General features: G+C 61.5%; 18 protein-coding genes and 1 pseudogene. 14 read left to right on the top strand and 5 right to left on the bottom strand.

The features are described from left to right. Positions 1-101: 101 nt before the first annotated feature. Genes EGM97_RS10780 through EGM97_RS10795 form a run of 4 tightly spaced genes read left to right on the top strand, consistent with a single transcriptional unit; the run spans position 102 to position 4,797 of the window. Positions 102-881 carry an efflux RND transporter periplasmic adaptor subunit gene (locus EGM97_RS10780; RefSeq protein WP_238962435.1) on the top strand — a complete coding sequence of 260 codons (780 nt, stop codon included), beginning with the start codon at positions 102-104 and terminating at the stop codon, positions 879-881. Continuing rightward, on the top strand, positions 878-2,197 hold the full coding sequence (locus tag EGM97_RS10785) for an efflux RND transporter periplasmic adaptor subunit (protein ID WP_238962436.1): 1,320 nt from the start codon (positions 878-880) through the stop codon (positions 2,195-2,197). Before EGM97_RS10780 ends, EGM97_RS10785 begins: the two co-directional genes overlap by 4 nt. A 1-nt stretch (position 2,198) precedes the next feature. Then, positions 2,199-4,295: a site-2 protease family protein gene (locus tag EGM97_RS10790; RefSeq protein WP_477788800.1), complete on the top strand. Its 2,097-nt coding sequence runs from the start codon at positions 2,199-2,201 to the stop codon at positions 4,293-4,295. A gap of 10 nt (positions 4,296-4,305) precedes the next feature. Continuing rightward, positions 4,306-4,797: a GNAT family N-acetyltransferase gene (locus EGM97_RS10795; protein WP_238962437.1), complete on the top strand. Its 492-nt coding sequence runs from the start codon at positions 4,306-4,308 to the stop codon at positions 4,795-4,797. Between the two features lie 51 nt (positions 4,798-4,848). Here EGM97_RS10795 and EGM97_RS10800 read toward each other — a convergent pair whose 3' ends face one another. The 3 genes from EGM97_RS10800 to EGM97_RS10810 all read right to left on the bottom strand — a co-directional run bounded on the left by EGM97_RS10800 (position 4,849) and on the right by EGM97_RS10810 (position 6,637). Beyond that, a complete protein-coding gene (locus EGM97_RS10800) occupies positions 4,849-5,436 on the bottom strand; it encodes a phage tail protein (protein WP_238962438.1) in 588 nt (195 codons plus the stop codon). Between the two features lie 257 nt (positions 5,437-5,693). Then, complete coding sequence (locus EGM97_RS10805) at positions 5,694-6,005, bottom strand: DUF6916 family protein (RefSeq protein WP_238962439.1); 312 nt, start codon at positions 6,003-6,005, stop codon at positions 5,694-5,696. Positions 6,006-6,049: 44 nt separating this feature from the next. Continuing rightward, positions 6,050-6,637: a phage tail protein gene (locus EGM97_RS10810; protein ID WP_238962440.1), complete on the bottom strand. Its 588-nt coding sequence runs from the start codon at positions 6,635-6,637 to the stop codon at positions 6,050-6,052. Positions 6,638-6,940: 303 nt separating this feature from the next. Here EGM97_RS10810 and EGM97_RS10815 point away from each other — a divergent pair, with 303 nt between their 5' ends. The 5 genes from EGM97_RS10815 to EGM97_RS10835 are packed head-to-tail and all read left to right on the top strand — an operon-like array spanning position 6,941 to position 17,445. Then, positions 6,941-7,786, top strand: coding sequence for a sulfotransferase family protein (locus tag EGM97_RS10815; protein WP_238962441.1), 846 nt, complete (start codon positions 6,941-6,943; stop codon positions 7,784-7,786). Between the two features lie 52 nt (positions 7,787-7,838). Then, on the top strand, positions 7,839-14,159 hold the full coding sequence (locus EGM97_RS10820; RefSeq protein WP_238962442.1) for an Ig-like domain-containing protein: 6,321 nt from the start codon (positions 7,839-7,841) through the stop codon (positions 14,157-14,159). Between the two features lie 44 nt (positions 14,160-14,203). Beyond that, positions 14,204-15,715, top strand: coding sequence for a TolC family protein (locus EGM97_RS10825; RefSeq protein WP_238962443.1), 1,512 nt, complete (start codon positions 14,204-14,206; stop codon positions 15,713-15,715). Positions 15,716-15,727: 12 nt separating this feature from the next. Then, entirely contained in the window at positions 15,728-16,513 is a 786-nt protein-coding gene (locus EGM97_RS10830; RefSeq protein WP_238962444.1) for an aspartyl/asparaginyl beta-hydroxylase domain-containing protein, read from the top strand. Beyond that, positions 16,501-17,445, top strand: a complete 945-nt coding sequence (locus EGM97_RS10835) for a sulfotransferase family protein (protein WP_238962445.1) — start codon at positions 16,501-16,503, stop codon at positions 17,443-17,445. The genes EGM97_RS10830 and EGM97_RS10835 overlap by 13 nt, the downstream gene beginning before the upstream one ends. Positions 17,446-17,466: 21 nt before the next feature. Here EGM97_RS10835 and EGM97_RS10840 read toward each other — a convergent pair whose 3' ends face one another. Together EGM97_RS10840 and EGM97_RS10845 are read right to left on the bottom strand one after the other, a co-directional pair. Further along, positions 17,467-18,228, bottom strand: a complete 762-nt coding sequence (locus tag EGM97_RS10840; protein ID WP_238962446.1) for a slipin family protein — start codon at positions 18,226-18,228, stop codon at positions 17,467-17,469. 1 nt (position 18,229) lies between these two features. After that, positions 18,230-18,754, bottom strand: coding sequence for an NfeD family protein (locus EGM97_RS10845; protein WP_238962447.1), 525 nt, complete (start codon positions 18,752-18,754; stop codon positions 18,230-18,232). A gap of 150 nt (positions 18,755-18,904) precedes the next feature. Between EGM97_RS10845 and EGM97_RS10850 the strand changes: the two genes are divergently transcribed. The 5 genes and pseudogenes from EGM97_RS10850 to EGM97_RS10870 all read left to right on the top strand — a co-directional run bounded on the left by EGM97_RS10850 (position 18,905) and on the right by EGM97_RS10870 (position 26,737). Beyond that, positions 18,905-19,150 carry a DUF2789 domain-containing protein gene (locus EGM97_RS10850; RefSeq protein ID WP_238962448.1) on the top strand — a complete coding sequence of 82 codons (246 nt, stop codon included), beginning with the start codon at positions 18,905-18,907 and terminating at the stop codon, positions 19,148-19,150. Positions 19,151-19,266: 116 nt separating this feature from the next. Further along, positions 19,267-19,848, top strand: coding sequence for an alpha/beta hydrolase (locus EGM97_RS10855; protein ID WP_238962449.1), 582 nt, complete (start codon positions 19,267-19,269; stop codon positions 19,846-19,848). A 59-nt stretch (positions 19,849-19,907) separates the two neighbouring features. Next, a pseudogene (locus tag EGM97_RS10860) lies at positions 19,908-20,723 on the top strand (sigma 54-interacting transcriptional regulator); the annotation flags it as partial. A 289-nt stretch (positions 20,724-21,012) separates the two neighbouring features. After that, positions 21,013-21,966, top strand: coding sequence for a hypothetical protein (locus tag EGM97_RS10865; RefSeq protein ID WP_238962450.1), 954 nt, complete (start codon positions 21,013-21,015; stop codon positions 21,964-21,966). A gap of 25 nt (positions 21,967-21,991) precedes the next feature. Then, complete coding sequence (locus EGM97_RS10870) at positions 21,992-26,737, top strand: RHS repeat domain-containing protein (RefSeq protein WP_238962451.1); 4,746 nt, start codon at positions 21,992-21,994, stop codon at positions 26,735-26,737. The last annotated feature ends 164 nt before the right edge of the window (positions 26,738-26,901 follow it).

Raw genomic sequence — 26,901 nt, forward strand, 5'->3', positions numbered from 1 at the left:
TGGCTTTTTGAAACAAGAGTTTTCCACTCCCTTTTCCCGACTCCCTTGACGCCCCCCACCGCTGTCGTAGACTCCGCCCATCCGTCAGGGAGTAAACGGTCATGCGGCGTTTTTGCAGTTGGGTGGTGGGATTAACCTTTGTAACGTGTGCAGCCCAGGCGCAAACGCCTGTGGCGGACGATCCGTTATTGGAGAGCAGCGGCACGGCCAGCGCGTCGGGCGGCAATGAGGCGCGAGGAGTGCTTCGAGCAAGAGACCAGGCGGTGCTGGCCAGCGAATTGGCCGGGCGGATCGTCGAGTTGCCGTTCAGTGAAGGCGAGTCGTTCAAAAAGGGCGATACGCTGGCACGCTTCGATTGTTCGGCCTATCAGGCCCAGCTCAATGCGGCCCAGGCGGCGGCCCGGGGAGCCGGTGAAGAGTTGGCCCATAACCGCCAGTTGGCGGCGTTGAAATCGGTCGGGCGTTTTGAAGTGTCGCGGGCCGAGGCCCGGGTCAGCGAGGCGCAGGCGCAATCCCAGGTTTACCAGGTCCAGGTCAAGCGCTGCAGTGTCGTTGCACCGTTCGACGGGCAGGTCGTATCGCGCAAGGTCCAGCGTTATGAAAGCGTGGCGGCCGGCGCGCCGTTGCTGGATGTGGTCGATAACCGCACCCTGGAAATCCATCTGCTGGTGCCGTCCCGCTGGATGGGCAGGCTCAAGCCGGGTCAATCTTTTACGTTCATTCCCGATGAAACCGGCAAGCCGCTGCAAGCGACGGTCAAGCGGCTGGGCGCACGTATTGACGAGGGCAGCCAGACCCTGCTGTTGGTGGCCAGCCTGCCCGACGCCGGTGGTCTGTTGTCCGGCATGAGCGGCACGGCACGTTTCGCGGAGCCCAAGTGAACGCGCCGCTGACGGGCAGCGCCGAACAGGTCTTCGCCCGCTTCCTCGACCTGGAACGCCAGACGCGCGCCGCGCGTACCCCGGCGCAACTGAGCTACAGCCTGGTCAATGATGGGCAGGCATTGTTCGGGTTTCGCCACGCTGCGTTATTGATCGCTGGCAAGGTGCAGGCCGTGACGGGCGTTAGCGCCGTGGAGCCCAATGCGCCGTTCGTGGCGTTTGTCGAACAGGCAGTGGCGCAGCTGTTCAAGCAGCGACTGTTGGATCAGGCTCGGGTGATCACTGCCGATGGCGTGAGTGAAGCGGTTCGGGCGGACTGGGCGAGCCTGTCGGCAGGGCAGGTCTTCTGGTTGCCGTTGATCGACCACCAGGGCCAGGTGTTTGGCGGTTTGTGGCTGGCCCGCGACCTGCCATGGACGGCGCCCGAGCAAGTTTTGCTGTCGCAACTGGGCGACACCTACAGCCATGCCTGGCTGGCATTGCAACCGCGCAAGCCCTGGCGCCTGCGCTGGACACGCAAACGCCAGGCCGTCGTGCTGGCGGTGCTGCTGTTGGGGTTGCTGATTCCCGTACGCCAGTCGGTATTGGCCCCGGCCGAGGTGGTGCCGTTGGGCGGACAAGTGGTGGCGGCGCCCTTGGACGGGGTGATCGCCGAATTCCTGGTCAAGCCCAACCAGACCGTAAGGAACGGCGAACTGCTGTTGCGCTTTGAAAGTACCAGCCTCAAGGCTCAGGCCGATGTGGCCGAGCGTGCGCTAGGCGTGGCCGAGGCGGAGCTCAAGGCCAACTCCCAGCGTTCGTTCGCCGATGCGGAGTCGAGTTCGAAGATCGATCTGCTGGCCGCTCGCGTCGAACAGAAACGCGCTGAACGCAACTATGCCATCGAGCTGCTCAAGCGTAGCGAAGTGCGTGCCGAGCGAGACGGCATCGCGGTCTTTCCCGATGCCGAACGCTGGCTCGGCAAGCCCGTGCAGACCGGCGAACGTTTGATGGAAATTGCCGACCCGAACCAGGCCGAGCTACGTATTGAGCTGGCGGTAGGCGATGCGATTGCCCTGACCCCCGGCGCACAAGTGGCGCTGTTTCTCGACAGCGATCCGTTGCAGCGACACCTGGCCTGGCTGGAACGCTCGGCCTACGAAGCGCAGCCCACCGCCGCCGGGCAACTGGCGTATCGGCTGGATGCGCGTTTCGATGCGACGGCACCGCGTATCGGCTTGCGGGGCACGGCGAAGATCTTCGGTGACCGCGCTCCGCTGGCGCTGTATCTGTTGCGGCGGCCATTGGCCGGCCTGCGCCAGAGCGTAGGCCTGTAGCATGAGCCTGCCGAGCCTGCGACCGGACCTGCAATTGTCTTCGGCGGCTCCGGACCCGGACGGTTCCCCCCAGTGGACACTGGCCGACCCGGTGCGCGGACGTTATTTCAAGCTCGGTGCCGCCGCGATGCGTATGCTGCGGCACTGGTCCCTGGGCGACCCGGAGCAGGTGCTGCAAGCGGCAAATCGTGAGCCGGGTTTGCCGCTGACGTCGGATTCGTTGGAGCAGTTGCTGGGGTTTCTGCGTGGGCATGACCTGATCAGCGCGATGGATCCGCAACAACGCGACAGCTATCTATTCAAAATGGCCGCCCAGCGCCAGAGCTTCTGGCAGATCCTGCTGCATCAATACCTTTTTTTTCGCATTCCCCTGTGGCGTCCGGATGCGTTCCTCAATCGGGCCTGGCCCTGGCTCGCTCGATTCGGCCCCGGCATCCTGCGCTACGGCCTGCCACTGACCCTGGGCCTGGGCATATTCCTGGTATCGCGGGATTGGCAGCGGTTCATTGCGACGTTTCCGCATTTGTTCAGCCTCGGCGGCGCGCTGGCGTTCGGCGTGGCGTTGTTGTTCGCCAAGTTGTGCCACGAGTTCGGCCATGCCTTCATGGCCAAGCGGGCCGGGTGTCGTGTGCAAAGCATGGGCGTGGCGTTCATGGTGCTGTTGCCGATGTTCTATACCGACGTCAGCGATGCCTGGCGAATCAACGACCGCCGGGCCCGTTTGTTGATCGGTGCCGGCGGGGTCCTGGCAGAGTTGCTACTGGCATGCATCGCGTTGCTGGTCTGGTCGTTGCTGGGCGACGGACCGGCGCGCACGGCGGCCTTCATGCTGGCCAGCGCCACCTGGATCACGACGCTGATCATCAACCTGAACCCGTTCATGCGTTTCGACGGTTATTTCCTGCTCAGTGATTTCTGGGCGGTGGATAACCTTCAGGGCCGTGCGTTCGCCCTGTGTCGCTGGCGCCTGCGCGAAGCCTTGTTCGGTTATGGGGCGGCGGCGCCGGAACCCTGGTCACCCAGGATGCGCCGCCGCTTGCTGGTGTGGGGGTACGGTGCCTGGTTGTGGCGCGCGGCGTTGTTTTTCGGTATTGCCCTGGCGGTCTATCACTTGTTCTTCAAGGTGCTGGGCATTTTCCTGATGTTGGTGGAGCTGGTGTGGTTCATTTTTATGCCCATCGTCAATGAATGGCGGCAATGGTGGAGCCGCCGTGAACAGGCCCACGGTCCTCGGGTGCTGCTCAGTGGCCTGGTCTTGCTGGCATTGGTCCTGGCCCTGCTGCTGCCGTGGCGCAGCGCCGTGGAAGTGCCGGCCATGCTGGAGGCCGGTCGCACCAGTGCCTTGCATGCCCCGGTGGCGGCGCGGGTCAAGCAAGTGAATGTGCACGACGGCCAGACCGTTGCCCAAGGCGATGTATTGATTGAGCTGGAGTCGCCGGACATGGCCTCGCGCCTGACCATCGTGCGTCGGGAAATCGAGATCCAGCAGTTGCAGATGCGCCGCCAGGCCGGGCGCAGCGAAACCGCCGCCGATGCCGGCATCGTCGAACAGCAACTGGCCGAGGCGGTGGCCGAATACCGGGGCCTGGTCGCTCAGCGTGAGCGCCTGTCGTTGCGGGCGCCCCATGCCGGACAGGTCCGCGATCTACTGCCGCAATTGACGGTGGGCCGCTGGCTGGCGCCCACCCAGGCGCTGGCGCGAGTGGTGCAGACCGATTCGCGATTGCGCGGATACCTGACCGAAGCCGAGCTCTGGCGGGTTGAGAGTGGCGCCACGGGGCGGTTCATCGCCGACGATCCAATGCATGGGTCGATTGCCGTGCGCCTGGATGAAATCGACACCAACGGTGCGGCTTGGGTCGAACAGCAGGCATTGACGTCCGATCATCACGGACCGATCGCCGTGCGCCGGGACTCGCAACAGCGGGCCGAGCCGGTGCAGGCGCAATACGGCGTACGCATGAGTGCCATCGAGGATACGAGCGCACCGGTACAACCCTTGCGCGGAGTGGCGGTGTTGCAGGGGCAAGGCGAGTCGGTGCTGGGAGCGACCTGGCGCCGGTTGGCGGCGCTGGGGGTCAGGGAAAGCGGATTTTAAGGAGCAGCCCATGGAGTCAGTCGCGGCAGAGGGACTGGTGGTGCGGCCATCGCGAGTCAGCGATGGGCCATTTTTGCAAAGTCTTTACCAGGCGGCGCGACCGGACCTGCAATGGATCGATGGCGAACACGAGCAGGTTCAGCAGGTGATTGCCCAGCAATTCCAGGTGCAGGAACAGGGCCTGGGGGAGAACTTTCCCAATGCCTTGCATTACGTCGTGGAAAAACTTGGCACTGCGATCGGCGCCCTGAGCACCGATTTCGGCCCGAACGAAATCCGGGTGCTGTACCTGGCGTTCATCCCTCAGGCACGCGGGAAGGGTTACGGCCGTGCGGTGCTGCAAGGGGTGCAGAAGGCCGCGCAACAGGTCCGCTGTCCGGTGGCGACTGTGGTCTGGGCCAGCAACCCCCACGCACGCCGGCATTACCTGGCGCTGGGCTTCGAAGTCCAGGAGAGCAGCCCGGCGGCGGAGCGATTGGTCTGGTATCCGAAAGGCAACTGACCAACGCACGTGCCTCTGTGGGAGCAGGCTCGCTCCCACAGACCCCGCGATTCAGTTCCGGGACGGGAAGAGGCCATTGAGGGCGATGCTGAAGTTGATCGCCAGGAACGGGTTCATGATCGACATCGGCAGACCGTTACCCGCAGGGGAGATGGTGCCACTGATGCTCGTACTCACGCCTTGCAACTGCACCGGCGAGGCGCCGATCTGGTCGGAATAGATATTCGCGGCGCCCGGCCCGGTTCCGGAGGTGCCGATAAACGAATTGGTGGCCGTTGGCGTGTTCACCGGGTTGCTGGCCGGGTTCGCCAATTGCAGGGTGGTCGACGCGGTAATGCCCGCGAGGGTGTGGGTGTGGGTGGGAAGGTTGTTGAGGGTCGCCGTGACGTTTTCGGTGCCGGAGATTTCGCCGATGACACGTGGGGTCAGGCCCAGGCCGTTGCCTATGCCCAAGGGCAGTCGGCCTTGCAGGTTAGGGAGCATGAAGTTGGTCTGGCCGTTGCCTCCGTAGTAGGTACCAAGCAGTGAGAACAGTGCCTGGTATTGCGCGATGCCGAGCGTCTGCCCGTAACACTGCGCCCAACCGCTGGGTGCGAAGTTAAAGGCAAACGGTTGGATAGTGCCCATGAATACTTCCATAGATTCCTCGTCCTTCGGGTTATTGGTCTGGTGCTGCCTGGAGAAAATGGCGTTCCATCGAACGCCTTTTCCCCGGCCTGATTACGCATGGCTGAGCGTAGACGCGGTTATGGCCTTTTGCCGGGTGAGAGGCTCGAAAGGGCTGTTCATCCTGTGGCAAAGCTTGCTCGCAAGACGGCCTGGCAGTCGTTCCATTTCTGGCGGTTGTACTGCGATAAAACCGTGCAAGCCCGCCCCCACAAGGCACCTGCCCGCCCTCAGTTAAACGCAATGTAGAAATACCCCACTGTCGGATCCCGGCCCATGGGCGGTACGCGCGACACGAACACGCCTTCGAGTCGCCCCAGTTCAGGCACGTCCAGCGTGCAGAGTCCGTCCACGAACTCCGTGGTTTCCAGGCTGTTGAATTCCACGCTGAACGGCATGCGTTGCGCGTTCGGCATCTTCGCCCGTGGGGTTTCTTCAAGGGTCTCGATCCGCACGGGCAGGCGGCTGCCGTCGGGCAGGGTCAGGTTGCTGGTCTTGCCCAGCAGCGGTTGGAAATGGTGGCTATGGACCTCGTGCAACATGTTGATACTCCAAAAGGCCGGAGGACCGGTGCCCTCCGGCGGCCTCAGTTACGGGACGGGAAGTAGCCTTGCAGGGCGATGCTGAAGTTGATCGCCAGGAACGGGTTCATGATTGCCAGCGGCAGACCATTGCCCGCCGGCGAAATCGTGCCACTGACCGTGGTGCTTACACCTTTGAGCGGTACAGGCGAGGCACCGAGCTGGTCTGAATAGATATTCGCCGCGCCTGGTCCGGTGCCCGAGGTGCCAATAAACGAGTTGGTGGCGGTAGGCGTATTCGCCGGGTTGCTGGCCGGATTCGCCAGTTGCAGGGTCGTCGAAGCGGTAACGCCTGCGAGGGTGTGGGTGTGGGTGGGGAGGTTGTTGATAGTGGGCGTGACGTTTTCGGCACCGGAGACGGTGCCGATGGTCCTCGGCGTCAGGCCCAGCCCGTTGCCCATGCCCAAGGGCATGCGCCCTTGCAGGTTGGGCAGCAGGAAGGTGGTCTGGCCGTCGCCTCCATAGATCACGCCGATCAGGACGAACAGGGTCTGGTATTGGGAAATACTGAGCGTCTGCCCGTTACACAGCGCCCAGTCCCTGGGGGCGAAGTTAAAGGCGAACGGTTGAATAGTCCCGATGAATACTTCCATAAAATCCTCATCCCTCAGGTTATTGGTATGGCGTACCTGGCGGATACAACGAGCAACGGTGCGATCAGCCCGACTCCATCATTCCCTGGCCTGGTCACGCACGGCTGAGCGTAGACAAGGATGTTTCAATTTGCCGGGCGCGAGTGGCTGAAAATGATTGCTGTCGCGCTTAATCGATTCACTTGTTCCGGCAACCCGTACCGTCCATCTTTTTTACACGCCGAAGCGTATTTGATATCAAAGTACTACTAGGCGAGGTTTGTTTCCTCGGCTACGCTTTGCGCTACAAATGGACTACATACGGTGAAGGGATTGTCGCAGTTTCACTTTATCTCCGGCTTGCCGCGCTCAGGGTCTACCCTTCTCTCCGCGATTCTGCTGCAGAATCCGCGCTTCCATGCCGGCATGACCAGTCCCGTCGGGACGCTGTTCAGCAGCGTCTTGCAACAGTGCAGCGCCGGCAGTGAGTTCGGTTCGGTGATCGATACCGACCTGCGTCGTCGTCTGCTGCGTGGGCTGTTCGATTCCTACTATGCCGACAAGGCCGACAAACCCGTCATCTTCGATACCAACCGCCAATGGTGCGCCCGCCTGCCTGCCCTGCAGGATCTGTTTCCCAAGGCCAAGACCATCGCCTGCGTGCGCAACGTCGCCTGGGTCCTCGACAGCCTGGAGCGGCTCTACCGTGCCAACCCGTTCGAGAACACCAAGCTGTTCAACGACGATGACGAGCGCAACACCGTCTACAGCCGCTGCGAGACCCTGGCCCAGCGCAATCGCCTGGTGGGGTTTGCCTGGACGGCGCTCAAGGAAGCCTATTACGGGGAAAACGCCGAGTCGCTGTTGATCGTCGATTACGACCTGTTGAGTCAGGCGCCCGAGCGGGTGATGCGTCTGGTCTATGAGTTCATCGGCGAACCCTGGTTCGAACATGATTTCAATCATTTGACCTACGACGCGCCGGCCTTCGACCAGGCACTGGGCGTTGCCGGCCTGCACAAGGTCAAGCCCAGGGTCGCGCCGCAGGCCCGGCGGACCCTGTTGCCGCCGGATCTGTTTGAAAAGTATGCCGAGTTGTCGTTCTGGCGCGATGGGTCTGCCAGCGCCGCCAACGTCATTCGTATGAAAACCGACGCCGCGGTCAGCTGATCGCGGTTTTTTTCATTTGCGTGTTCAAAAAGTTCGAGTCCAGGTGATCGTCATGTGGTGGAGCAAAGGCAAATCGCGGGTAACCGAGGGCACTCAGGCCCTGGCATCGCCAATGATCATGTCCCTGGAACCGCGGATGCTGTTCGACGGGGCGGTGGCCGCTACCGTGGCCGATGCCGCGCAGCCGGACGCCACTCCCACCGCCGACGCAGCCAAGACACCCACCGCCGACCAGCCGGCCGACAGCCACGCACCCCAGGGGCAGGTCGACGCCACCCAGACTGCCGTGCCCGGCAAGTCCGTGGTGTTTGTCGATTCCCGGGTCAAGGACGCCGCCAACCTGCTCGAAGGCGTGGCGCCCGGTACCGAGGTGGTGCAACTGGATGCCACCAAGGACGGCCTGCAGCAGATCGCCGACTACCTGGATACTCACCAGGGTGTGAGCTCGGTGCAGATCATCGCCCACGGCAATGCCGGGGACTTGTGGTTGGGCAACAGCTACCTGTCGGCTGACAATGTCCAGGCCCGCAGCGAAGTACTGGCGCAAATCGGCCAGGACATGAACGCTGGGGGCGATATCCTGATCTACGGCTGCTACACCGCCGAGGGCGACCGTGGGTTGAGCTTCGTGGATTCATTGGCGCAGCTGACCGGACGTGACGTGGCGGCATCCAACGACCGTACTGGTCTGGGCGGCGACTGGGACCTGGAAATCGCCACCGGCAACATCGAAAGCGCCAATACGCTCTCGGCCGATGCGATGGGCGATTACCAATGGGGTCTCGCTACCTGGACCGCCACCAACAACGCCAATACCGGTGTCGGCTCCCTGCGTGCGGCCCTGGCTTCGGCGCAGAACGGTGACATTGTCACCTTCAGCAGCGGCATGACCGTCGCGCTGACCCAGGTGCTGGTGGTCAACAGGAACGTGACCATCGATGGCGACCTCAATAACGACAACGTGGCCGATGTCACCCTCGATGGGCAATTTCGCACCCAGGTGCTCAGTGTGACGTCCGGTACGACCGCGACCCTCGATGGCCTGGTGATCACCCGCGGCCTGGTGGCGGGCGACGGTGGCAATGGCGGCGTCGATGCGGCAGTCGCCAAGGGCGGTGGTATCTACAACGCGGGTACCTTGACCCTCAGGAACGTCACGGTAACCGCGAACGCCGCGTCGGGTGGCGGTGGCGGCGGCGGTGTGACGCCGCAATACGCCGGTGGCGGCGGCGGTGGCGGTGGCGCGATCGGTAGCGGTACGGGAGGGCGGGGCGGCGATACGCTCAATGCCACGGGATCGGTGGGATCGACCGGCCAGGGCGGTGCCGGTGGCGGATTCTTCAATATGGGCGGGCGTGGCGGCTCCTCCACCGGCGGCGCGGGCGGTGCCGCGTATCCGGGCTACAGCACCGGCTCGGCCGGCGGGACGGCGGCCAGCGCCGGTTTGTCCATCGGTGGCGGTGGTGGCGGTGACGGTTATAACAATATCGGCGGCGCCGGTGGTGGCGCCGTGGGTGGTATCTACAATGACACCGGTGCGACCTTGCGGATTATCGGCAACTCGGTGATTTCCAACAACGTCGGTGCCGGTGGCGGCGGCGGTGGCGGTGGTGCCGGTGGTGGCTATACCCACACGGGCGGCGCCGGCGGTGTCGGTGTCGGCGCCATCTGGAACAAAGGCGCGATCCTGATCACGGCCGCCAACTTCGCGGCGCTGTCCGGCAACGTCGGCGGCAGTGGCGTCGGTGGCACCAGCGCCGGCACTGCAGGCACTTCTCCGGCGTCGGTGGCCAATGTCTACGGAGACGGTGGCACCATCAACACCAACTATGTACCGGACGAGACCCCGCCCACCGCGACCGTCGTGGTGGCCAACACCAACCTGAATTCCGGCGGCACCTCGTTGGTGACCATCACCTTCTCCGAGGCCGTGACGGGTCTCACCGCGTCCGACCTGACGGTGCAGAACGGTACCGTCGGCGTCTTGACCAGCAGCGATGGCGGCGTCACCTGGACCGGTACGCTGACCGCCGCCAGCAACATCGCCGACACCACCAACATCATCACCTTGAACAACACCGGTGTCGCGGACCTGGCCGGCAACGCCGGCGTGGGCACCACCGACTCGAACAATTACGTGGTCAACGACACCGTGGCGCCTACCGCCACCATCGTAGTCGCCGATACGGCGCTGAGCGCGGGCGAAACGTCCCTGGTGACCATTACCTTCAGCGAGGCGGTGACTGGCTTCACCACGGCCGACCTGACGGTTGCCAACGGTACCCTCAGCGGCCTGAGCAGCGCCGACGGCGGTATTACCTGGACGGCGACCCTGACGCCGGACGCCAGCGTCACCGACACGACCAATCTGGTGGTCTTGAACATCGCCGGTGTCGCCGACCTGTCGGGCAATGCCGGTGTGGGTACGACCAACTCGAACAACTATGCCATCGACACCGCACGTCCAACGGCCACCATCGTGGTCGCCGATACGGCGCTGAGCGTGGGCGAAACCTCGCTGGTGACCATCACCTTCAGCGAGGCGATCAGCGGTTTTACCACCGCCGACCTGGCGGTCGCCAACGGCACGATCACCGGGTTGAGCAGTGCCGACGGCGGTATTACCTGGACCGGGACACTGACCCCGACCGCCAGCATCAGCGACACCACCAACCTGATCACACTGACCAACAGCGGCATCGCCGATCTGTCGGGCAACGCCGGCACCGGCACCACCGATTCGAACAACTACGCCATCGACACCCTGCGCCCCACCGCCACCATCGTGGTGGCCGATACTGCGCTGAATGCCGGTGAAACCTCCTTGGTGACGATCACCTTCAGCGAAGCCGTAACAGGCTTTACGCTGGCCGACCTGATCGTGGCCAATGGCTCCTTGAGCGGATTGAGCAGCAGCGACGGCGGCATCACCTGGACCGCGACCCTGACGCCGAGCGCCAGCGTCACTGATGCGACCAATCTGATCATCCTGGCCAATACCGGTGTGGTGGACGCGGCCGGCAACGCCGGCACCGGCACCACCAACTCGAACAATTACGCGATCGACACCCAGCGCCCGACTGCAACCATCGTGGTCGCCGATGCGGCGCTGAGCGTGGGTGAAACTTCACTGGTGACCATCACGTTCAACGAAGCCGTAACGGGCCTGACCACCGCCGACCTGACGGTCGCCAACGGCACGGTCACCGGTCTGAGCAGCGCCGACGGCGGCATTACCTGGACGGGAACCTTAACGCCGACGGCTGGCATCAGCGACACCACGAACCTGATCACCCTGGACAACACCGGGGTGACTGACGCCGCGGGCAACGCCGGCAGCGGGACCACCGATTCCAACAACTACGCCATCGACAACGTGCGTCCGACCGCCACCATCGTGGTCGCCGACAGCACGCTGAGCTTGGGCGAAACGTCGGTGGTCACCATTACCTTCAGCGAAGCCGTCACCGGTTTCTCCCTGGCCGACCTGACCGCTGCCAACGGCGTGCTGAGCGGGTTGAGCACCAGCGACAACATCACCTACACCGCGACGTTCACCCCATCGGTCGGCGTCTCCGATACCACTAACCTGATCACACTGGACAACACAGGCGTCACGGACGGGGCGGGCAACGCCGGAAGCGGCACCACGGACTCCAACAATTACGCGGTCGATACCCAGCGTCCGACCGCCACCATCGTCGTCGCCGATACGGCGTTGAGTGTCGGTGAAACTTCGTTGGTGACCATCACCTTCAGTGAGGCGGTCAGCGGTTTCGACAATTCTGACCTGACCGTCGCCAACGGCACGCTGAGTGCAGTCAGCAGCAGCGATGGCGGCATCACCTGGACCGCTACCTTTACCCCCGCCCTGGGCGTCGTCGACACCACCAACGTCATCGTGCTGAACAACGCCGGCATCAACGACGCGGCGGGCAACACCGGTACCGGCACGACCAGCTCCAACAACTACCAGGTCGACACCAACGTGCCGACGGCGACCATCGTGGTGAGCGACTCGTCGTTGCGTATTGGCGAGACGTCGCTGGTGACCATCACCTTCAACGAAGCGGTGAACGGTTTCGATAACAGTGACCTGACGATCAGCAACGGGACGCTGAGCAACGTTTCGTCTTCCGATGGCGGCGTCACCTGGACGGCGACCTTCACCCCGAGCGTCGGTATTTCCGATACCAGCAACGTGATTACCCTGGACAATACCGGGGTGCGCAACGGTGCGAACAACGCCGGCGTCGGCACGACCGACTCCAACAATTACGCCGTCGATACCGTGCGTCCTACCGCGACTATCGTCGTCGCCGACACGGCCATTGCCGCTGGCGAAACCTCGCTGGTGACCATTACCTTCAGCGAGGCGGTGACCGGTTTCACCAGCGCCGACCTGACGGTCGCCAACGGTTCGATCTCCGGACTGAGCAGCAGCGATGGCGGCATCACGTGGACGGCCACTTTCACGCCGACCGCTGGTATCACAGACACCAGCAACGTCATCACCCTCGCCAATGGCGGTGTCGCCGACCTGGCGGGCAACGTGGGTAGCGGCACGACCACTTCCAATAATTACAGCCTCGACAGCCAACGGCCGGTTGCCACGATTGTGGTGAGCGATTCGACGTTGAGGCCGGGTGAAACCGCACAGGTGACCATCACCTTCAGCGAAGCGGTGACCGGTTTTACCAACGATGACCTCAGTGTCGCCAACGGCACCCTGAGTGCGGTCAGCAGCAGTGACGGTGGCATCACCTGGACCGCCACCTTCACGCCGACCGTGGGCGTGAGTGACGCCACCAACCTCATCACGCTGGACAATACCGGCGTGAGCGACGCGGCCGGCAATGCCGGGACCGGTACTACCAATTCGGCCAACTACGCGGTCGAGACCCGAGTGCCGACGGCCACTGTCGTGGTTGCGGACAGCTCGCTCACAGTGGGCGAAACCTCCCTGGTGACTATCACCTTCTCGGAAGCGGTCAGCGGTTTCGACAATTCGGACCTGAGCGTTGCCAACGGCACGTTGAGCAACGTTTCGTCGTCCGATGGCGGAGTGACCTGGACCGCCACCTTCACGCCGGCAACCAGTGTCAGCGACACCAGCAACCTGATCAGCCTGGACACCAGCGGCGTGACCAACGTGTCGGGCAACAGCGGTATCGGCGTGGTGGATTCCAACAACTACGTAGTCGACACAGTACGTCCAGGCGCCACCATCGTGGTGGGCGACAGCACCCTGGGCATCGGCCAGACCACTACCGTGACCATCAGCTTCACCGAAGCGGTGACCGGGTTCGACCTGTCGGACCTCAGCGTTGCCAATGGCGTGTTGTCCAATCTGTCCAGCAGTGACGGCGGCCTGACCTGGACCGCGACCCTGACGCCGACAGCAGGCGTCAGCGACACCACCAACCTGATCCTGCTCGATGCCAGTACGGTGCAGGACGTCGCCGGCAATGCCGGTGTGGGCATCGCCATCTCCGGCAACTATGCGCTCGACGCCACCCGGCCGACTGCGACCATTGTCGTCGCCAATCCGAACCTGGGCGTCGGCCAGACGACCCAGGTGACGTTCACCTTCAGCGAGGCGGTGACTGATTTCGACCTGTCGGACCTCAGCGTCACCAACGGTGAACTGACCAACCTGACCACCAGCGATGGCGGCAGGACCTGGACCGCGACGTTCACGCCGACGGTGAATCTCACCGACCCGAGCAACTTCATCGCCTTGGACACCAGTAATGTCAGCGATCTGTCGGGCAATGCCGGGGCCAGTGTGGCGGTGTCCAACAATTATGCGATCGACACCGTGGTGCCTAACGACGTGAAGCCACCACCGGAGTTTTTGACAACGGACCCGGTGACGGTCGTTCCGCCGTCCGACGTGCCGTTGCAGCCGATCATCTTTAACCCGCCGACAGGCGACCTGGGATCGCCGTTGGGCTTCCCTCCGTTGTTTGAGCAGCGGGATGTGGGCGGCGGCCTGCGGCCGATAGGCGACATCTTCATCAACCGTGGCGAACTGGCACCGAGCTATATCGCCCAGGTCTTCAGCAACGACGCCGGCGGCGATGGCTCGGGGCATGGGTTCCTGGGCTTTGGGGGCGGCGATGGCGGTGTGTTTGGCATCAGCACGATCTCGAGCCTGTTCAACCAGGATTCCGGTTCCGAAAGCGAGTCGTTGGACGCCTTCGACAACCCGTCGATGCAGGGCGGGGATGTGTCCCAGGGGGTGCGGGGAATGTTCGGAGCACCGACTCTGGGCCAGCAATTGCAGTACCTCAAGGACACTGAACAGCGTCAGGTCGACAGCCTGGCAACGGCTCTACAACAGGTGGGTATCAGTCGGGTACTGGCCTGAAGAATTCAAAAAAAATTGTGCGGCAGCCAGGGGCAATCCAGGGAATGAATAGAAGTCAGAAGTTATTCGGTATGAGTCTGCTGGCGTTGGTGGTCAGCGGCTGTGCAGTTACCAGTGAGCCGATCGATCGCAGCGCCAGTGAACAACGCGCCAGGACCGACTTGCAGAACATGTACAAGGATCAGGAACCCCTCAGTGGTCCGCTGACCCTGCACCAGGCCATGGCCCGGGCAGTGAAGTACAACCTGGAAGGCCGCCTGAAGGTCATGGAGGAGGCCCTGGCCAAGCGACAACTGGACCTGGCCAGTTTCGACATGCTGCCGCGCATGGCGCTGGACGCGGGTTATGTCGGTCGTAACAACGTCAACGCCTCCAGTAGCCAGAGCGTCGAGACCGGTACCCAGTCCCTGGAACCGTCGACCTCCCAGGACCGCGACCGTGAAGTGGCGGACCTGACCATGGTCTGGAACGTGCTCGACTTCGGCGTCAGCTACATCAGCGCCAAGCAGGCCGGCGACCAGCGCCTGATCGTTCAGGAGCGCCGGCGCAAGGTGATCAACACCATTGTCCAGGACGTGCGCTCGGCCTACTGGCGAGCCATGGCCGCCGAGCGGTTGCTCAAGCAGATCGACAGCCTGATGGCCCGTGTCGAGGCGGCGCGCAACAACAGCCAGAGCATGAGCGAGCAGCGCATCGGTGACCCGGTGCAAGCCTTGGGTTATCAGCGTTCGCTGATCCAGGCGACCCGCCAGCTCGAAGAGCAACGGCGCGCGTTGTCCCTGGCCAAGACCGAACTGGCGACCCTGATCAACTTGCCGCTGGGCACCGAATTGACCTTGGCGACGCCGGATGAATACGAGATCCCGGAACTGAAGGTCGACATGGCTCGTCTGGAACAGGAGGCCCTGACCAGCCGCCCTGAACTGCGCGAGCAGGACTACCAGACACGTATCACTGCCGCCGAGACCCGCAAGGCCATGCTGCGCCTGTTGCCGGGGCTGGAGTTTTCTGCCGGCGGGCATTACGACAGCAACTCGTTCCTGGTGGAGCAGGGCTGGGCCGACTATGGCGTGAAAGTCACCTGGAACCTGTTCAATGTGATCTCCGCGCCGGCGGCCATCGACGTGGCCAAGGCCGGTGAAGAAGTGGCGGCGGCGCGTCGCCAGGCGATGTCGATTGCGGTGCTGGCGCAACTGTATGTCGCCAATGCCAATTACCGTGATGCGCTGCGCCAGTTCAAGACCAACCAGCAACTGTCGGACATCGACGGGCAAATCGTCGGTCAATTGCGCAGCCGTCATCAGGCCGCCGGCATCGGCGAACTGGACCTGATCCAGGGCGAGCTCAATACCCTGCAGGCCGATCTGCGACGGGACCTGTCCTATGCGGATCTGCGCAACGCCTATGGCCAGATCTTCGCCAGCGCCGGCCTCGACCCGTTGCCCGACGAAGTGAAATCCACCGAGGTGCAGTCGATTGCCACGGCACTGGCCAATCGTGAAGCCGCCTGGGCACAGGGCGACATCACGATACCCAAGGCAGCGGTGACGCCCTGACAGGGCACTGCCATGACGCGTCCTGCGTTCTCACGGCTGCCGGTGACGGTGAACCTGCCCTTGCTGTTGCAAGCGCTGGCGGCCATTGAAGACGAGAGCTGGCGGGGGCATTTCAACCATGCCTACCACACCGGCGACTGGAGTGGCGTGGCGCTGGTTTCGGCAGCCGATGCGTTGACCGAATTGTCACCCGGACGCGGACAGCCCTTGTTCCGGGCGCCCTGGACAGCTGACGGTCGTTGGCAGGAAGCGTTGCGTGATTGGCCTCTGGATATCATCTCGGCCCGATTGCTGCGACTTGGGCCCGGCGGACGGATTCACGAGCACCGTGACTATGACTTGGGCGGGCCGGACGGTGACCTGCGCCTGCACATCCCCTTGCTCAGTCCGCCTGAAGTGGATTTCTGGCTGGATGGACAGCGCATTCCGATGAAGGCCGGCGAGTGCTGGTTTCTCGACTTGTCGCGACCCCATCGCGTGGACAATCGGGATACGTTGCCAAGGGTCCACCTGGTACTCGATTGCCGTCCTGACCCATGGCTGGAACAGCAGATCGTCCAAGGGCGGCCTGCCACACCGGCCGCTGGTGCCGGTCAGAGCGACTTGATGCGTTTTCAGCAGCAGGTGCAAACCGATCCCCAACTTGCCCGGACCCTGCAGGCGTTGCATGACGTAGAGGCTTTCGCCGAACGCGTTATCGAGTCGGCTGCCCGGTACGGGCTGCATGTCACTCGCGAAGAACTGCGCGCGGCCATGGGCAACGGCCGTCGGCAGGGGCGTGAGCCATGGAAGGCCTGAACCTGGACGGCTGGCTGCCGATCCGCGTATGGCAGGAGAGCGGGCAGTGGCAGGTCGATTGGTGCTGGTTCGGGGATCGACGATTGTCGCAGCCGTTTTTCGGCGACGCGGTGGAAGCGGCCCTGCGCTTGCCGTTCAACCAGGTGTTTCGTCGCCAGACGCCTTTGAGCAGCCTGGAGCAATGGCAGCGGCAAAGTCCTGGCCTTGAGCCCGATGGGTTCATTTTCCACGCCTCCCGATGCGGTTCGACATTGGTCAGCCAGATGCTTGCACAACTGGAAGACCACATCGTCATCTCCGAGCCCGCGCCGCTGGATACCCTGCTGCGTTGCGACTTGTCGCACGCTGAGCGGTGCCTGGCGCTCAAGGGGTTGTTGTCGGCCTACGGGCAACGCCGACGAGGTATCGAGCAGCGGCTGGTAGTCAAACTCGACGCCTGGAATATCGGTGAACTGCCACTGTTGCGCGAGTGCTTTCCCGATACGCCCTGGCTGTTTGTCTATCGCGACCCCGTGGAGATCGCCGTTTCTCACGTGCGCCGTCCCGGCATGCACATGGTGCCCGGTATGATCGGAGCAAGTGTGCTGGACGATGAATTGCCATTCTCCGGGCAGGAGGATTTCATCCCGCGACGACTGGGGCGTCTGCTGCAAACAGGCGTGGAGCACTGCCGGGCATTTGCCGGAATGGCGGTCAATTACGGCGAATTACCCGGGGCGATGGCGGGGCGGCTGGCGGATTTTTTCCGGCTGGATGATGCACAACTCAAACAGGCTTTCACGGCAGTCGGACAACACGCCAAACAACCGTTGCAGGCGTTTGCCGGTGATAGCGAAGACAAGCGTCGGGAGGCTTCGCCTTTACTGCGCGAACGGGTGATGCATTGGGCCAAGGAGCCCTACGAAGCGCTTGAGTGCCTGAGAAAATCCTGAGGCCACAGGGATGGGCGTCCTTCACGACTTGTTCGGCGACAACTCTGCCATGCCCTTGAGCAACTCGATCGGCAGTGGAAACACGATGGTAGAGCTCTTGTCCCCGGCAATGGACCCCAGCGTCTGCATGTAGCGCAGTTGCATGGCACCCGGTTGGCGCCCGAGCATTTCCGCGGCCTGCATGAGTTTTTCCGAGGCTTGCAGCTCGCCTTCGGCGTGGATCACTTTGGCCCGTCGCTCCCGTTCGGCTTCGGCTTGCCGGGCGATGGCGCGGATCATCGATTCGTTGAGGTCCACATGTTTGATTTCGACGTTCGCCACCTTGATACCCCAGGCATCGGTTTGGGCGTCCAGTACCTGCTGGATGTCGCCGTTCAATTGCTCGCGTTCGGCCAGTAATTGATCCAGGTCGTGTTTGCCGAGGACGGCGCGCAGGGTGGTCTGGGCCAGTTGGCTGGTGGCCATGAGGAAATTTTCCACCTGAATGATTGCCTTCTGCGGGTCGAGCACCCGGAAATACAGCACCGCGTTGACCTTCACCGAGACGTTGTCGCGGGTGATCACGTCCTGGGGCGGTACGTCGAGCACAATGGTGCGCAGATCGACCCGGATCATTTGCTGGACCACCGGAATCAGCAGGATCAGCCCTGGCCCCTTGACCTGCCAGAACCGTCCCAATTGAAACACCACCGCGCGTTCGTATTCGCGCAGAATCCGGAAGGTGGACGCCGCCAGCGCGATCAACAGTATCAGCAGCAGCGTAAAACCGATTTGCATACCCATCTCATGCTCCTTGTGAATCGGCGGGGGCCACTTCCAGCAACAGCCCCTTTCGAGCGATGACGCGTACCGCTTGCCCGGTTCGCAGCGACGTCGCACAAGCCACCTGCCAGCGCTCGCCTTCCAACCGGACCCAGCCATGGTGGTGATTACCGGCCTGCAGCTCGGTCACGGTGGCGACGCTGCCCAACAGGGCGGCATCGCCGCTGACAGGTTGGCGCGGGCGGGTCTTCAATGCACGACCCAACAGGACGATCAGCAACAAGGCGCTGACCAGCCCCAACCCGATCATCAAGGGCACAGGCACGTCGGCGTTGGTCAGGATGATCGCGCCGATGACACACGAGACAATGCCTCCCAGCCCGGCTACGCCGTAATTGGGCAAGGCCACTTCAACCACCAGCAGTGCCGCGCCCAGGGCAATCAACCAAAAGCCCACCGGGTTGGCGGCCGCCAGCCCGAGGCCGTCGGTGGCGAACGCAGGTGTGCTCAAGACCAGCAAGGCAACCAAGACGCAGCGAATGTTCACCGGACCCTCCACAGCACCTGCGCGGGTGACTTCACTTACAGTCTAGTCGAGTCACGGATTGATCGAATTTCGAACAGTCTGGCGGTCATTCAAGGGCTAGACTGCCAAGAGAGAAACGCGTCCAGCCATCCTTGAAGTTCAGGAGTCCCCATGGAAACGCCGGTCCACAGCCTGCCCGCGCTGTTCAAACAATTGGGTTTGCCCGACGACGCCCAGAGCATCGATCAATTTATCGCCAGTCATTCGCCCCTCAAGCCTGGGCTGCACCTGGCCGATGCCTTTTTCTGGAGCGAGGGTCAGCGGCAGTTGCTTCAAGATGAAATCCTCGAAGATGCGGATTGGGCGATGGTGGTGGATCAGTTGGATGTGTTGCTGAGGAAGGGGCGTGACGGATAATCAGCCTGGTGTGGGTCAATTAAGGCTTTGGTTATTAATAAATAGCTTCTTATTCCTTAAAGAATATAACTCTCCTGCCTATACTCGTGCCTGAACTGACACGCAGGAGAGCACCCATGCGCAACGAATCGATTCGCTACCTGATTGTGCCGGGCTGGCAAGGATCGCCGGAAAATCATTGGCAAACCCACTGGCAGAACAGCCTGCCCAACAGCGCCCGGGTCGAGCAGGCCGATTGGTTGACGCCCCGGCGCGAAGACTGGGTCGCCGCACTGGCCGAAGCCATCGCTGCCGACAGCACACCGGTGATCCTCATTGCCCATAGCCTGGGTTGCATCACGGTTGCCCACTGGGCCGCCACTGCGCCGTTGCAACTGCTTGGGCAGGTGCGTGGGGCGTTGCTGGTGGCGCCCGCCGATGTCGAGCGCCCGGCCTGCGCTCCGGCGTTGCGCAATTTCGCGCCGATTCCCTGCGACCTGTTGCCATTCCCAAGCCAAGTGGTCAGTTCCGACAACGACCCTGCCATCAGCGCCCCCCGTGCGCTGGAACTGGCGCGCCACTGGGGAGCCGAGGCCGGGATTCTGTCAGGGGCGGGACACATCAATGTGAAGTCTGGTCACCAGCGTTGGGAGCAGGGTTTCGCGTATCTCTATCGTCTGCAAAACCGCCTGGAGCATCACGCCCTGCGTCGCGCGTGAATTGCCCTTGAATGTGAATGCCCTCCCGTCTCGCCGACGGTGCAGGGCGGGAGTCTGCCATGAGTTCGCATGAACATTTCGGTCAGTCATTGCTGACCTTTCCCGATTCGGAAAAAAGCCCGCTGAGCATCCGCGCCAAGGCGCTGGTGTTTGTCGACCCGCGTTCGCGGCAGTTGCGCCAGGAACTGGAAACATTGGCACCGCGCTCGGTCTCGGTATTGATCCGCGGTGAAACCGGTACCGGCAAGGAATTGCTGGCCCGTCACATCCATCGCGAGAGCAATCGCGGTGGGTTGTTTGTGTCAGTCAATTGCGGCGCCATCAGCCCGACCTATGCCGACGCCGAATTGTTCGGTTATGCCGCCGGCAGCCATAGCGGCTCAGCCAGCAGCCGGGCCGGGTGGTTCGGCTCGGCCAATGGCGGCACGCTGTACCTGGATGAGATCGGCGATCTGCCACTGCCGATTCAGGTCAAATTGCTGGCCGCCCTGGAAAATCACGAAGTCACCCGCGTCGGCGCCCACCAACCCAGCCCCGTGGATGTGCGGCTGGTCGCCGCCACCAGCATCGACCTGGCGCAAGCAGTGGCCGCCGGGAAATTTCATGACCGGCTGTATCACTACCTGAGCGAAGGCCGGCTCGAGTTGCCGCCCCTGCGCGAACGGGTCGGCGATATCCTGTCCCTGGCCGAGTATTTTTTGGGCATCTACAGCCAGCGCCTTGGCCTGGCCGTGCCGCTGATCAGCGAAGCGGCGCAACGTGCGCTGGAACGGCATAGTTGGCCCGGCAATACCCGTGAGTTGGAGAACGTCATTCATTTTGCGTTGTTGGTGAGCGTTGGGGATTACATATTGCCGGAGCATCTTAATTTGCCGCGTTTAACGGAGTTCTCGGCAGCGGGCAAATAATTGGTGTATTGAGGTTTTCGAGTATTTAACCCTGACGGTTTTTAGGTTGTCAGGGTTTTTTATTATGTGAGGATTAATGTTTTGGTTCGGCAAGTGCTTTTTGTTTGCATGATTTTTAGTTGTTCTGCAAATAATTTGTGTGGTTTTGGAGCTTGATTGTGGGGGCTGTGAAGTTGTTAATTGAATGGCGAAAGCAAATGCGCGGATCGAATAAAAACTGATCCGGATTCAATTAACAGCTTGTCGAGAACTTTCAATGAACTATGAAAATAATAGCTCCGTTGCACTGCAACCATCGGGGTGGTACAGCCTGAAGGATTTTGGGGTTTTTTCCGTGACGGGAGGTAATCAGTTATACAGCAACGGCAACCAGCAGTTGATGGTAAGGGTATTTGTCCAGGTGCAGAGCTGGATGGGAAGTAGTCTCCCTCTGACCCAGGCTGAAATCGATTCCATTGTTCTGATCGATGGTCATACGGGTGCAGAGCTCATTAAAGACAGGAATCGCGGTGATGTCGGTGTATGGAAATACACTGATGTACAAGATACTCGTTTTCGTCAACTCCCTCCAAATCTGCCTGCCCGGGGATCAGTGCCCTCGGGGGAGTTCGTCTATAGCAAGGATTTTTATGTAACCTCCAGCTCCGATAAGCCGATCGAATTGCAGTTACGCATCACACGGGCAGGCGGCGAAACGTTTTCATCGGATAGTCAGAATGAATTTGGCTCACTCACCCTTGTCTCTCTTCCGCCGGCAATTTACCGGTCTGAGCAATATTCGTTAAATCGCACTTCGGCTCCCTACTCCAGTTCAACGGGTGATATCGAAAAGGTCGAGCTTTTTATGCTGGATCTGCTGGTCGACCAGCAGCGAATGGGATTCGTAGCGGATTTCAGCATGGGCGCTCATCTGAGGATCGGTAGTTCAGACAAACGTTATTCGGGTTACTACCTGGTTGGATACGGGAATGGTCAATCTATGCGAACGGGCAGTCCGGTGCGTTGGGAGCGGCCGGATGTACTGGGCAGGCATCGGAGCGAAAACGGGCGAGTTGTATTGATTTTGGCCTACGGGAAAGTAGGGCCGGTCTGGGTGAGAGACCCTATGACGAGTACTGCACTGGAGATGATCGACATGTATGGAAATCTCCATGAGCTGCGCGTGGAGCTGTCTGACGATCCGCTGACGGTCCGCGTGACCAGGCTATAAAAACCATTCGTTCAAGGAAGAACCGATGAGTACTTCTCCATCCCTGCTAGGCCAGTTGACTTCGGCGGCCTTCAAATTCGACAGTTTTGTCCGCTCGGGCGTCGATCCACGCACCGGCAGTTGCAGTTGCAGCGTGGCGCTGGACGCGGCACCGGCTGACGCGGCCGTCGGCCCGAAAGTATCAGCGACCCTGGCGTACGATTCCTTCAATGACCAGGACCTGGGGTTTGGCGCCGGTTGGGCGCTGCGCACCTGCAGCTATGACCAGCGCAGGCGAAAGTTGACCCTGACCAACGGAGAAACCTACCAACTTTTTATCGATGGAAATCAGACGGCTTTCCAGGACAAGAAACTCGATAACCTGAGCGTCACTGTGCAAGGCAGTGAGCTGGTCATTGAGCACATCGATGGGCGGATCCAGATGCTTTCCCGTCCCGGTAGCGCACACGACGAATGGCTGCTCGCCCGGGAATACAGTCCCGAGGGCAAGGAAACCCGTTATGAGTACCGTCTCGTCGTGGGTCGACGGCAGCTGGTAGCGGTCTACCGGCAGCATCGGAGGATGCTGCAGGTCGACTATGGCCAGTCCAGGTCGACGACGATTACCGTGTGGCCAGATATCCCTACGAGAAAACTCCAGTACCTGTTTGCACTGCGTAACGGAAGGCTCGAACAGATCAGGTTGATCACCGCTGAAAATGTCCCGTTGACCTGGTCCTTCGACTATTCGCGCAGCCATGGTTTTTTGCTGATGACTGAAATCCGCCAGCCAGGCGGGGCTCGGCAAGCGCTCAGGTACAAGGCTGAGGGCCATAGGCTGCCGGACGGGGCGCCGGTGCCTTATCTGCCCGTTGTGACTGAGTCGATCATGATTCCTGGCGGGGGACAGCCGATGATGATCGACAGATACGAATACTCCACGAGGAATTTTCTCGGGCATGGTTCGGGGATGCGTTGGTCCGCTGAGCGTGATGTGCTTTATGACGTCAGCGGCAATTATGAATACGCCTGCACGCAGATTCAGATGGAGCCGGGTTCAAGTGGCCTGCGTGAGGCTTCCCGGGTCATACGTACCTACAATCGCTTCCACTCGATGATTTCGCAACGAACCATCAGCGGCAGCAAGGTGCAACTGCGGGAAATCGAATACTACGATGTGCCCAATCGAGCGTTCAGGGATCAGCCCCCACAGTTCCAGCTGCAGCGTGTCGTGCGCGATAGCTTCGTAGACACCCGCGTGGCCGAAGACGCGGGCCGCAGCCGTACCCGAAGCGAGGTCACCCTGACGGCCTATGACGAACATGGGAATCTGCTGGAAAAAACCAGTCCGGGCGGGGTACGGGAAGTCTATGAGTATTTTCCGGCACAGGGCAGTGCGGAGTGTCCTGCCAGCCCTCTGGGCGTTCCCTGTTTTCTCAAGCAGAAGTCAATTATCGCCTCGGCCGATTTTGCCGCCGCGCCGACCACTGTGGTGCGTTACACCTACAGTGCACTGCCCTCGCTACTGGCTGGCCGCCGTTGTGTCCGGCTCGCCAGCGAAACCCTGTACGAGGAAGGTGTCAGCGAGCCGCGTGTGGCTTGCAGATTGGGATACATCAACAACGTTCGTGACGTTTTCCATGGTCGGTTGCAAAGCAAGATCGAAACCGTAGGCGGCGTGCGCAGCGAGCACCGTTATGCGTATCGGCATGAAAACGATAACGTTCGCACCGACCTGACCTTTAGCGCACAAGGCTTGAGTCATCGCAGACAAGACTGGCATGACGTGTGTGGCTGGTTGATCAAGACCTGTGAAACCGGTGGTAACACCGTCAGCATGGAATATGACTCGCTGGGGCAACTGATCCGTGAAACGGTAATGCCTGACACGGATCGCTCGGCGTCCCGTCAGTTCTTCTATCGGGCGGACGCCACGTCCGATGAGGGTTTGGGCAGCGTTGCCGTCAAGGATGCCCGCGGCGCCTTGACGGTCACCCACTGCGATGGACTGGGTCGCACCGTCAGGGTCGAGAAACAAGACGTCGATATGCCCGGCGCGCCAATGCGCGTGATCTATGAGGCGACATACGATGGCCTCGGGCGTCTGCAATCAGATAAGGAAACCGACTGGTTCAACGGTGAGCCGAAAACCCTGCAGACCCATTACGGTTACGACGAGTGGGGGCATCGGAACCGCACCAGCCGACGTGGGGATGTGATCGTTCACGATGAGATCGACCCGGTAGCACGCACGCGTACCGAGTGGAGGGAGGGCGGCGGCAAGACCCGTACCGTCATCAACTCGCTGAAGAAACCATCGCGGGTCGAACGCGTGGACCTGAAGGGCGTTGTGCAAGAGGTGAGCATCTACGAATACGATGGTCTGGGACGGTGCATCAAGCAAACGGCGTCCGATGGTGGGGTCACCCTCTACAGCTACGACTTGGCCGGTCGTGTGCTGGACACGACACTGCCCGACGGTACCGTGATCCAGAAAACATACGCCCCACAGAGCCAGGGAGACTATCCCACCCAGATCAGCGCAAACGGCTATGTGGTGGGGAACCGTACCTATGACGGGCTGATGCGCATTATCAGCAATCAGTGTGGCGGTCGTACCGAACGGATGATCTATGAAGGGTCCGGCAGGAACGCTTCGCAGAAGATCACTGCGGCTGGAAAAACGTTGTGCTTCACCCTCGATCCCTTGCTCGAGGATGGCGTCATCAGCCGCTCCGGCAGCCAGGCGCCCGTTGCGGCAAGGCATCGGTTCGACCCGCGTACGGGCTTGCTTCAGGAGTCGGCCAATGCGCTGGTGCAGCGACGGGTGGAGTATTGGCCCTCCGGCCGGCTCAGCCAGGAATCGTGGGTTACGGCGCTCGACCGGTTCGAAAGCGGACAAATCTATTCGTTGATGGGCAAGCCGATTCTCCACACGGACGTCAACGGTACGGTCCGCGCCTGGCTATATGATCGGACGGGGCGCCTGACGAGCGTCACCCAGGGCCCCGCCGATGTCCCGGCTCAGGAGCGCGTCACCGCCACGTACGCGTACGACGCTCAAGAGCAGGTCAAATGCATGACCGTCACCGATCCGCGATCGGGGCTTACGATGGTGGCTGACCTGGTACACGACGAATTTGGCCGGGAAATCCTTCGACGATCCTCGTCCCAGGGAAATGACGTCGTCGAACTGGCCCAGTCGTTCGGTCCGGGCGACAAGCTCAGCCAGCGTACGCTCACGTCCAGCGCAGTCTTGCGTGTCGAAACGTTTGCCTATGACCCGCGGGGCCGGTTGACGCGCTACGCCTGCCAAGGCCAGCAAGCACCGGTGGATGCCCAAGGCAACGTCATCGTTGCGCAGGATTACACCTACGACTTTCTCGATAACATCCGCCAGGTGGTCACGCATTTCCCTGGTGGCGAGAACACCGCAACGTATCGATATGAGCAGACGGATAAGACGCAGCTCAGCGGTGTAACCCACAGCCATCCTGACTATGCCTCTGCCAACTCGACGTTCCGGTACGACGATGACGGCAACCTGCTCAACGATTCCCAGGGACGCCAGTTGGCCTATGACGAATTGGGTCGCCTGGAGACTGTGAGGGCGGCTGACTCGGGGGTGACATTGGCACGCTATCGGTACGACGCCTCAGACCGACTGCATGCCGTTGACTGGGCGGGGCAAAAACCGTGTCGGCGTTTCTACCATGAGGAGCGGTTAAGCAGCGAAGTCACGGGCGAGGTCAGCCGAAGCATCCTGCACGAGGAGCAGCAGTTGCTGGCGTTGTCCGAGGGTCGGGAGACGGTGCTCTTCGGGACCGATGGTTGCGGTAACGTCCTGCAAGTGCTCGCCGATGGCGATACCACCCGGCATGCCTATCCGCCCTATGGACAACGCTCGGCGTCAAATGGGTTGGGCCGTCTGTTCGGTCTCGGCGGCGAACCGCTGGATCCGGTGACCGGCTGTTATCTGCTTGGCAACGGCTATCGGGCCTACGATCCGATGCTGATGCGATTTCACCGGCCAGATAGCTGGAGCCCTTTCGATGGCGGTGGTCTCAATGCCTATGCTTATTGTCTTGGGGACCCGATCAATCTGAGGGATCCGACCGGCCATATTTCCACCTGGGGCTGGATCAAGATCGGTATGACCGCGGCTTTCGCGATTGCGTCCGTTGCGTTCACCCTCGTTACCCTGGGTGCTTCCGCACCCTTGATAGGGATGTCGTTTTCCGCCGCAGCGGCCTTGACGCTGGAGGTGGTGTCGGGGGCGGCGTCGATAGCCTCGATCGTGCTGGAAGAGGCGGCTCCGGATGCCGTTGCCACTCAGGTCCTGAGCTACGCCAGCCTTGCCTTGGGCGCTGTCTCCGGCGGCGCGTCCCTGACGGGGAAGTTGCTGGGCAGGGGGACATCGGTTGCCTTGCGCAATACGGTCGATTCGCTGGGTGACACCGTGACATTGGGCCGTCGCAATGCCTTGCGCGGGACGCGCATCGGTGGCTATGCCAAGGCGACGAGTCCTTTGATCCGGGGTGGGGGACGGCGCAACCTCATGGCTGTGCAAAACGATCTCAAAGATGTGCTGACCGCCAAGGATGTGGTCAGTTATGCCCACTACCCGATCAAGGGGGTCACCTACACAATCGACAGGGACAAGTACATTGAAAAAGCCCGAGGGTTTCTGGGGCTGACCGAGGAAGGTTCCAGTAACCCTCAGCGTGGCGAGGCCCCTCACGATATCTACGGTGACATCAGAGAGCGAAGCTCGGATATCCGATTCCCATGAAGATACCGCGCAACGTGCGTCGTATATAAATTATTGATATATGTGAATCGATAAAAGATATTGTTAAGGCATAAAAAATGTCGGTATCTTCCGTACCACGCCAGCGATAGCACTTCGCTGGCACCTCACATAGGCCGTCGTCGATGACGACAGTGATATTCGAT

The organism is Pseudomonas sp. AF32, assembly GCF_022342325.2.
In the GTDB taxonomy this organism is placed as follows: Bacteria; Pseudomonadota; Gammaproteobacteria; order Pseudomonadales; family Pseudomonadaceae; genus Aquipseudomonas; species Aquipseudomonas uvaldensis.

Bases quoted from the DNA above. Each gene is read 5' to 3' on its own strand.
- EGM97_RS10780 (WP_238962435.1), top strand. From the start codon at position 102: ATGCGGCGTTTTTGCAGTTGGGTGGTGGGATTAACCTTTGTAACGTGT.
- EGM97_RS10790 (WP_477788800.1), top strand. From the start codon at position 2,199: ATGAGCCTGCCGAGCCTGCGACCGGACCTGCAATTGTCTTCGGCGGCT.
- EGM97_RS10795 (WP_238962437.1), top strand. From the start codon at position 4,306: ATGGAGTCAGTCGCGGCAGAGGGACTGGTGGTGCGGCCATCGCGAGTC.
- EGM97_RS10800 (WP_238962438.1), bottom strand. From the start codon at position 5,436: ATGGAAGTATTCATGGGCACTATCCAACCGTTTGCCTTTAACTTCGCA.
- EGM97_RS10805 (WP_238962439.1), bottom strand. From the start codon at position 6,005: ATGTTGCACGAGGTCCATAGCCACCATTTCCAACCGCTGCTGGGCAAG.
- EGM97_RS10810 (WP_238962440.1), bottom strand. From the start codon at position 6,637: ATGGAAGTATTCATCGGGACTATTCAACCGTTCGCCTTTAACTTCGCC.
- EGM97_RS10820 (WP_238962442.1), top strand. From the start codon at position 7,839: ATGTGGTGGAGCAAAGGCAAATCGCGGGTAACCGAGGGCACTCAGGCC.
- EGM97_RS10825 (WP_238962443.1), top strand. From the start codon at position 14,204: ATGAATAGAAGTCAGAAGTTATTCGGTATGAGTCTGCTGGCGTTGGTG.
- EGM97_RS10830 (WP_238962444.1), top strand. From the start codon at position 15,728: ATGACGCGTCCTGCGTTCTCACGGCTGCCGGTGACGGTGAACCTGCCC.
- EGM97_RS10835 (WP_238962445.1), top strand. From the start codon at position 16,501: ATGGAAGGCCTGAACCTGGACGGCTGGCTGCCGATCCGCGTATGGCAG.
- EGM97_RS10840 (WP_238962446.1), bottom strand. From the start codon at position 18,228: ATGGGTATGCAAATCGGTTTTACGCTGCTGCTGATACTGTTGATCGCG.
- EGM97_RS10850 (WP_238962448.1), top strand. From the start codon at position 18,905: ATGGAAACGCCGGTCCACAGCCTGCCCGCGCTGTTCAAACAATTGGGT.
- EGM97_RS10855 (WP_238962449.1), top strand. From the start codon at position 19,267: ATGCGCAACGAATCGATTCGCTACCTGATTGTGCCGGGCTGGCAAGGA.
- EGM97_RS10865 (WP_238962450.1), top strand. From the start codon at position 21,013: ATGAACTATGAAAATAATAGCTCCGTTGCACTGCAACCATCGGGGTGG.
- EGM97_RS10870 (WP_238962451.1), top strand. From the start codon at position 21,992: ATGAGTACTTCTCCATCCCTGCTAGGCCAGTTGACTTCGGCGGCCTTC.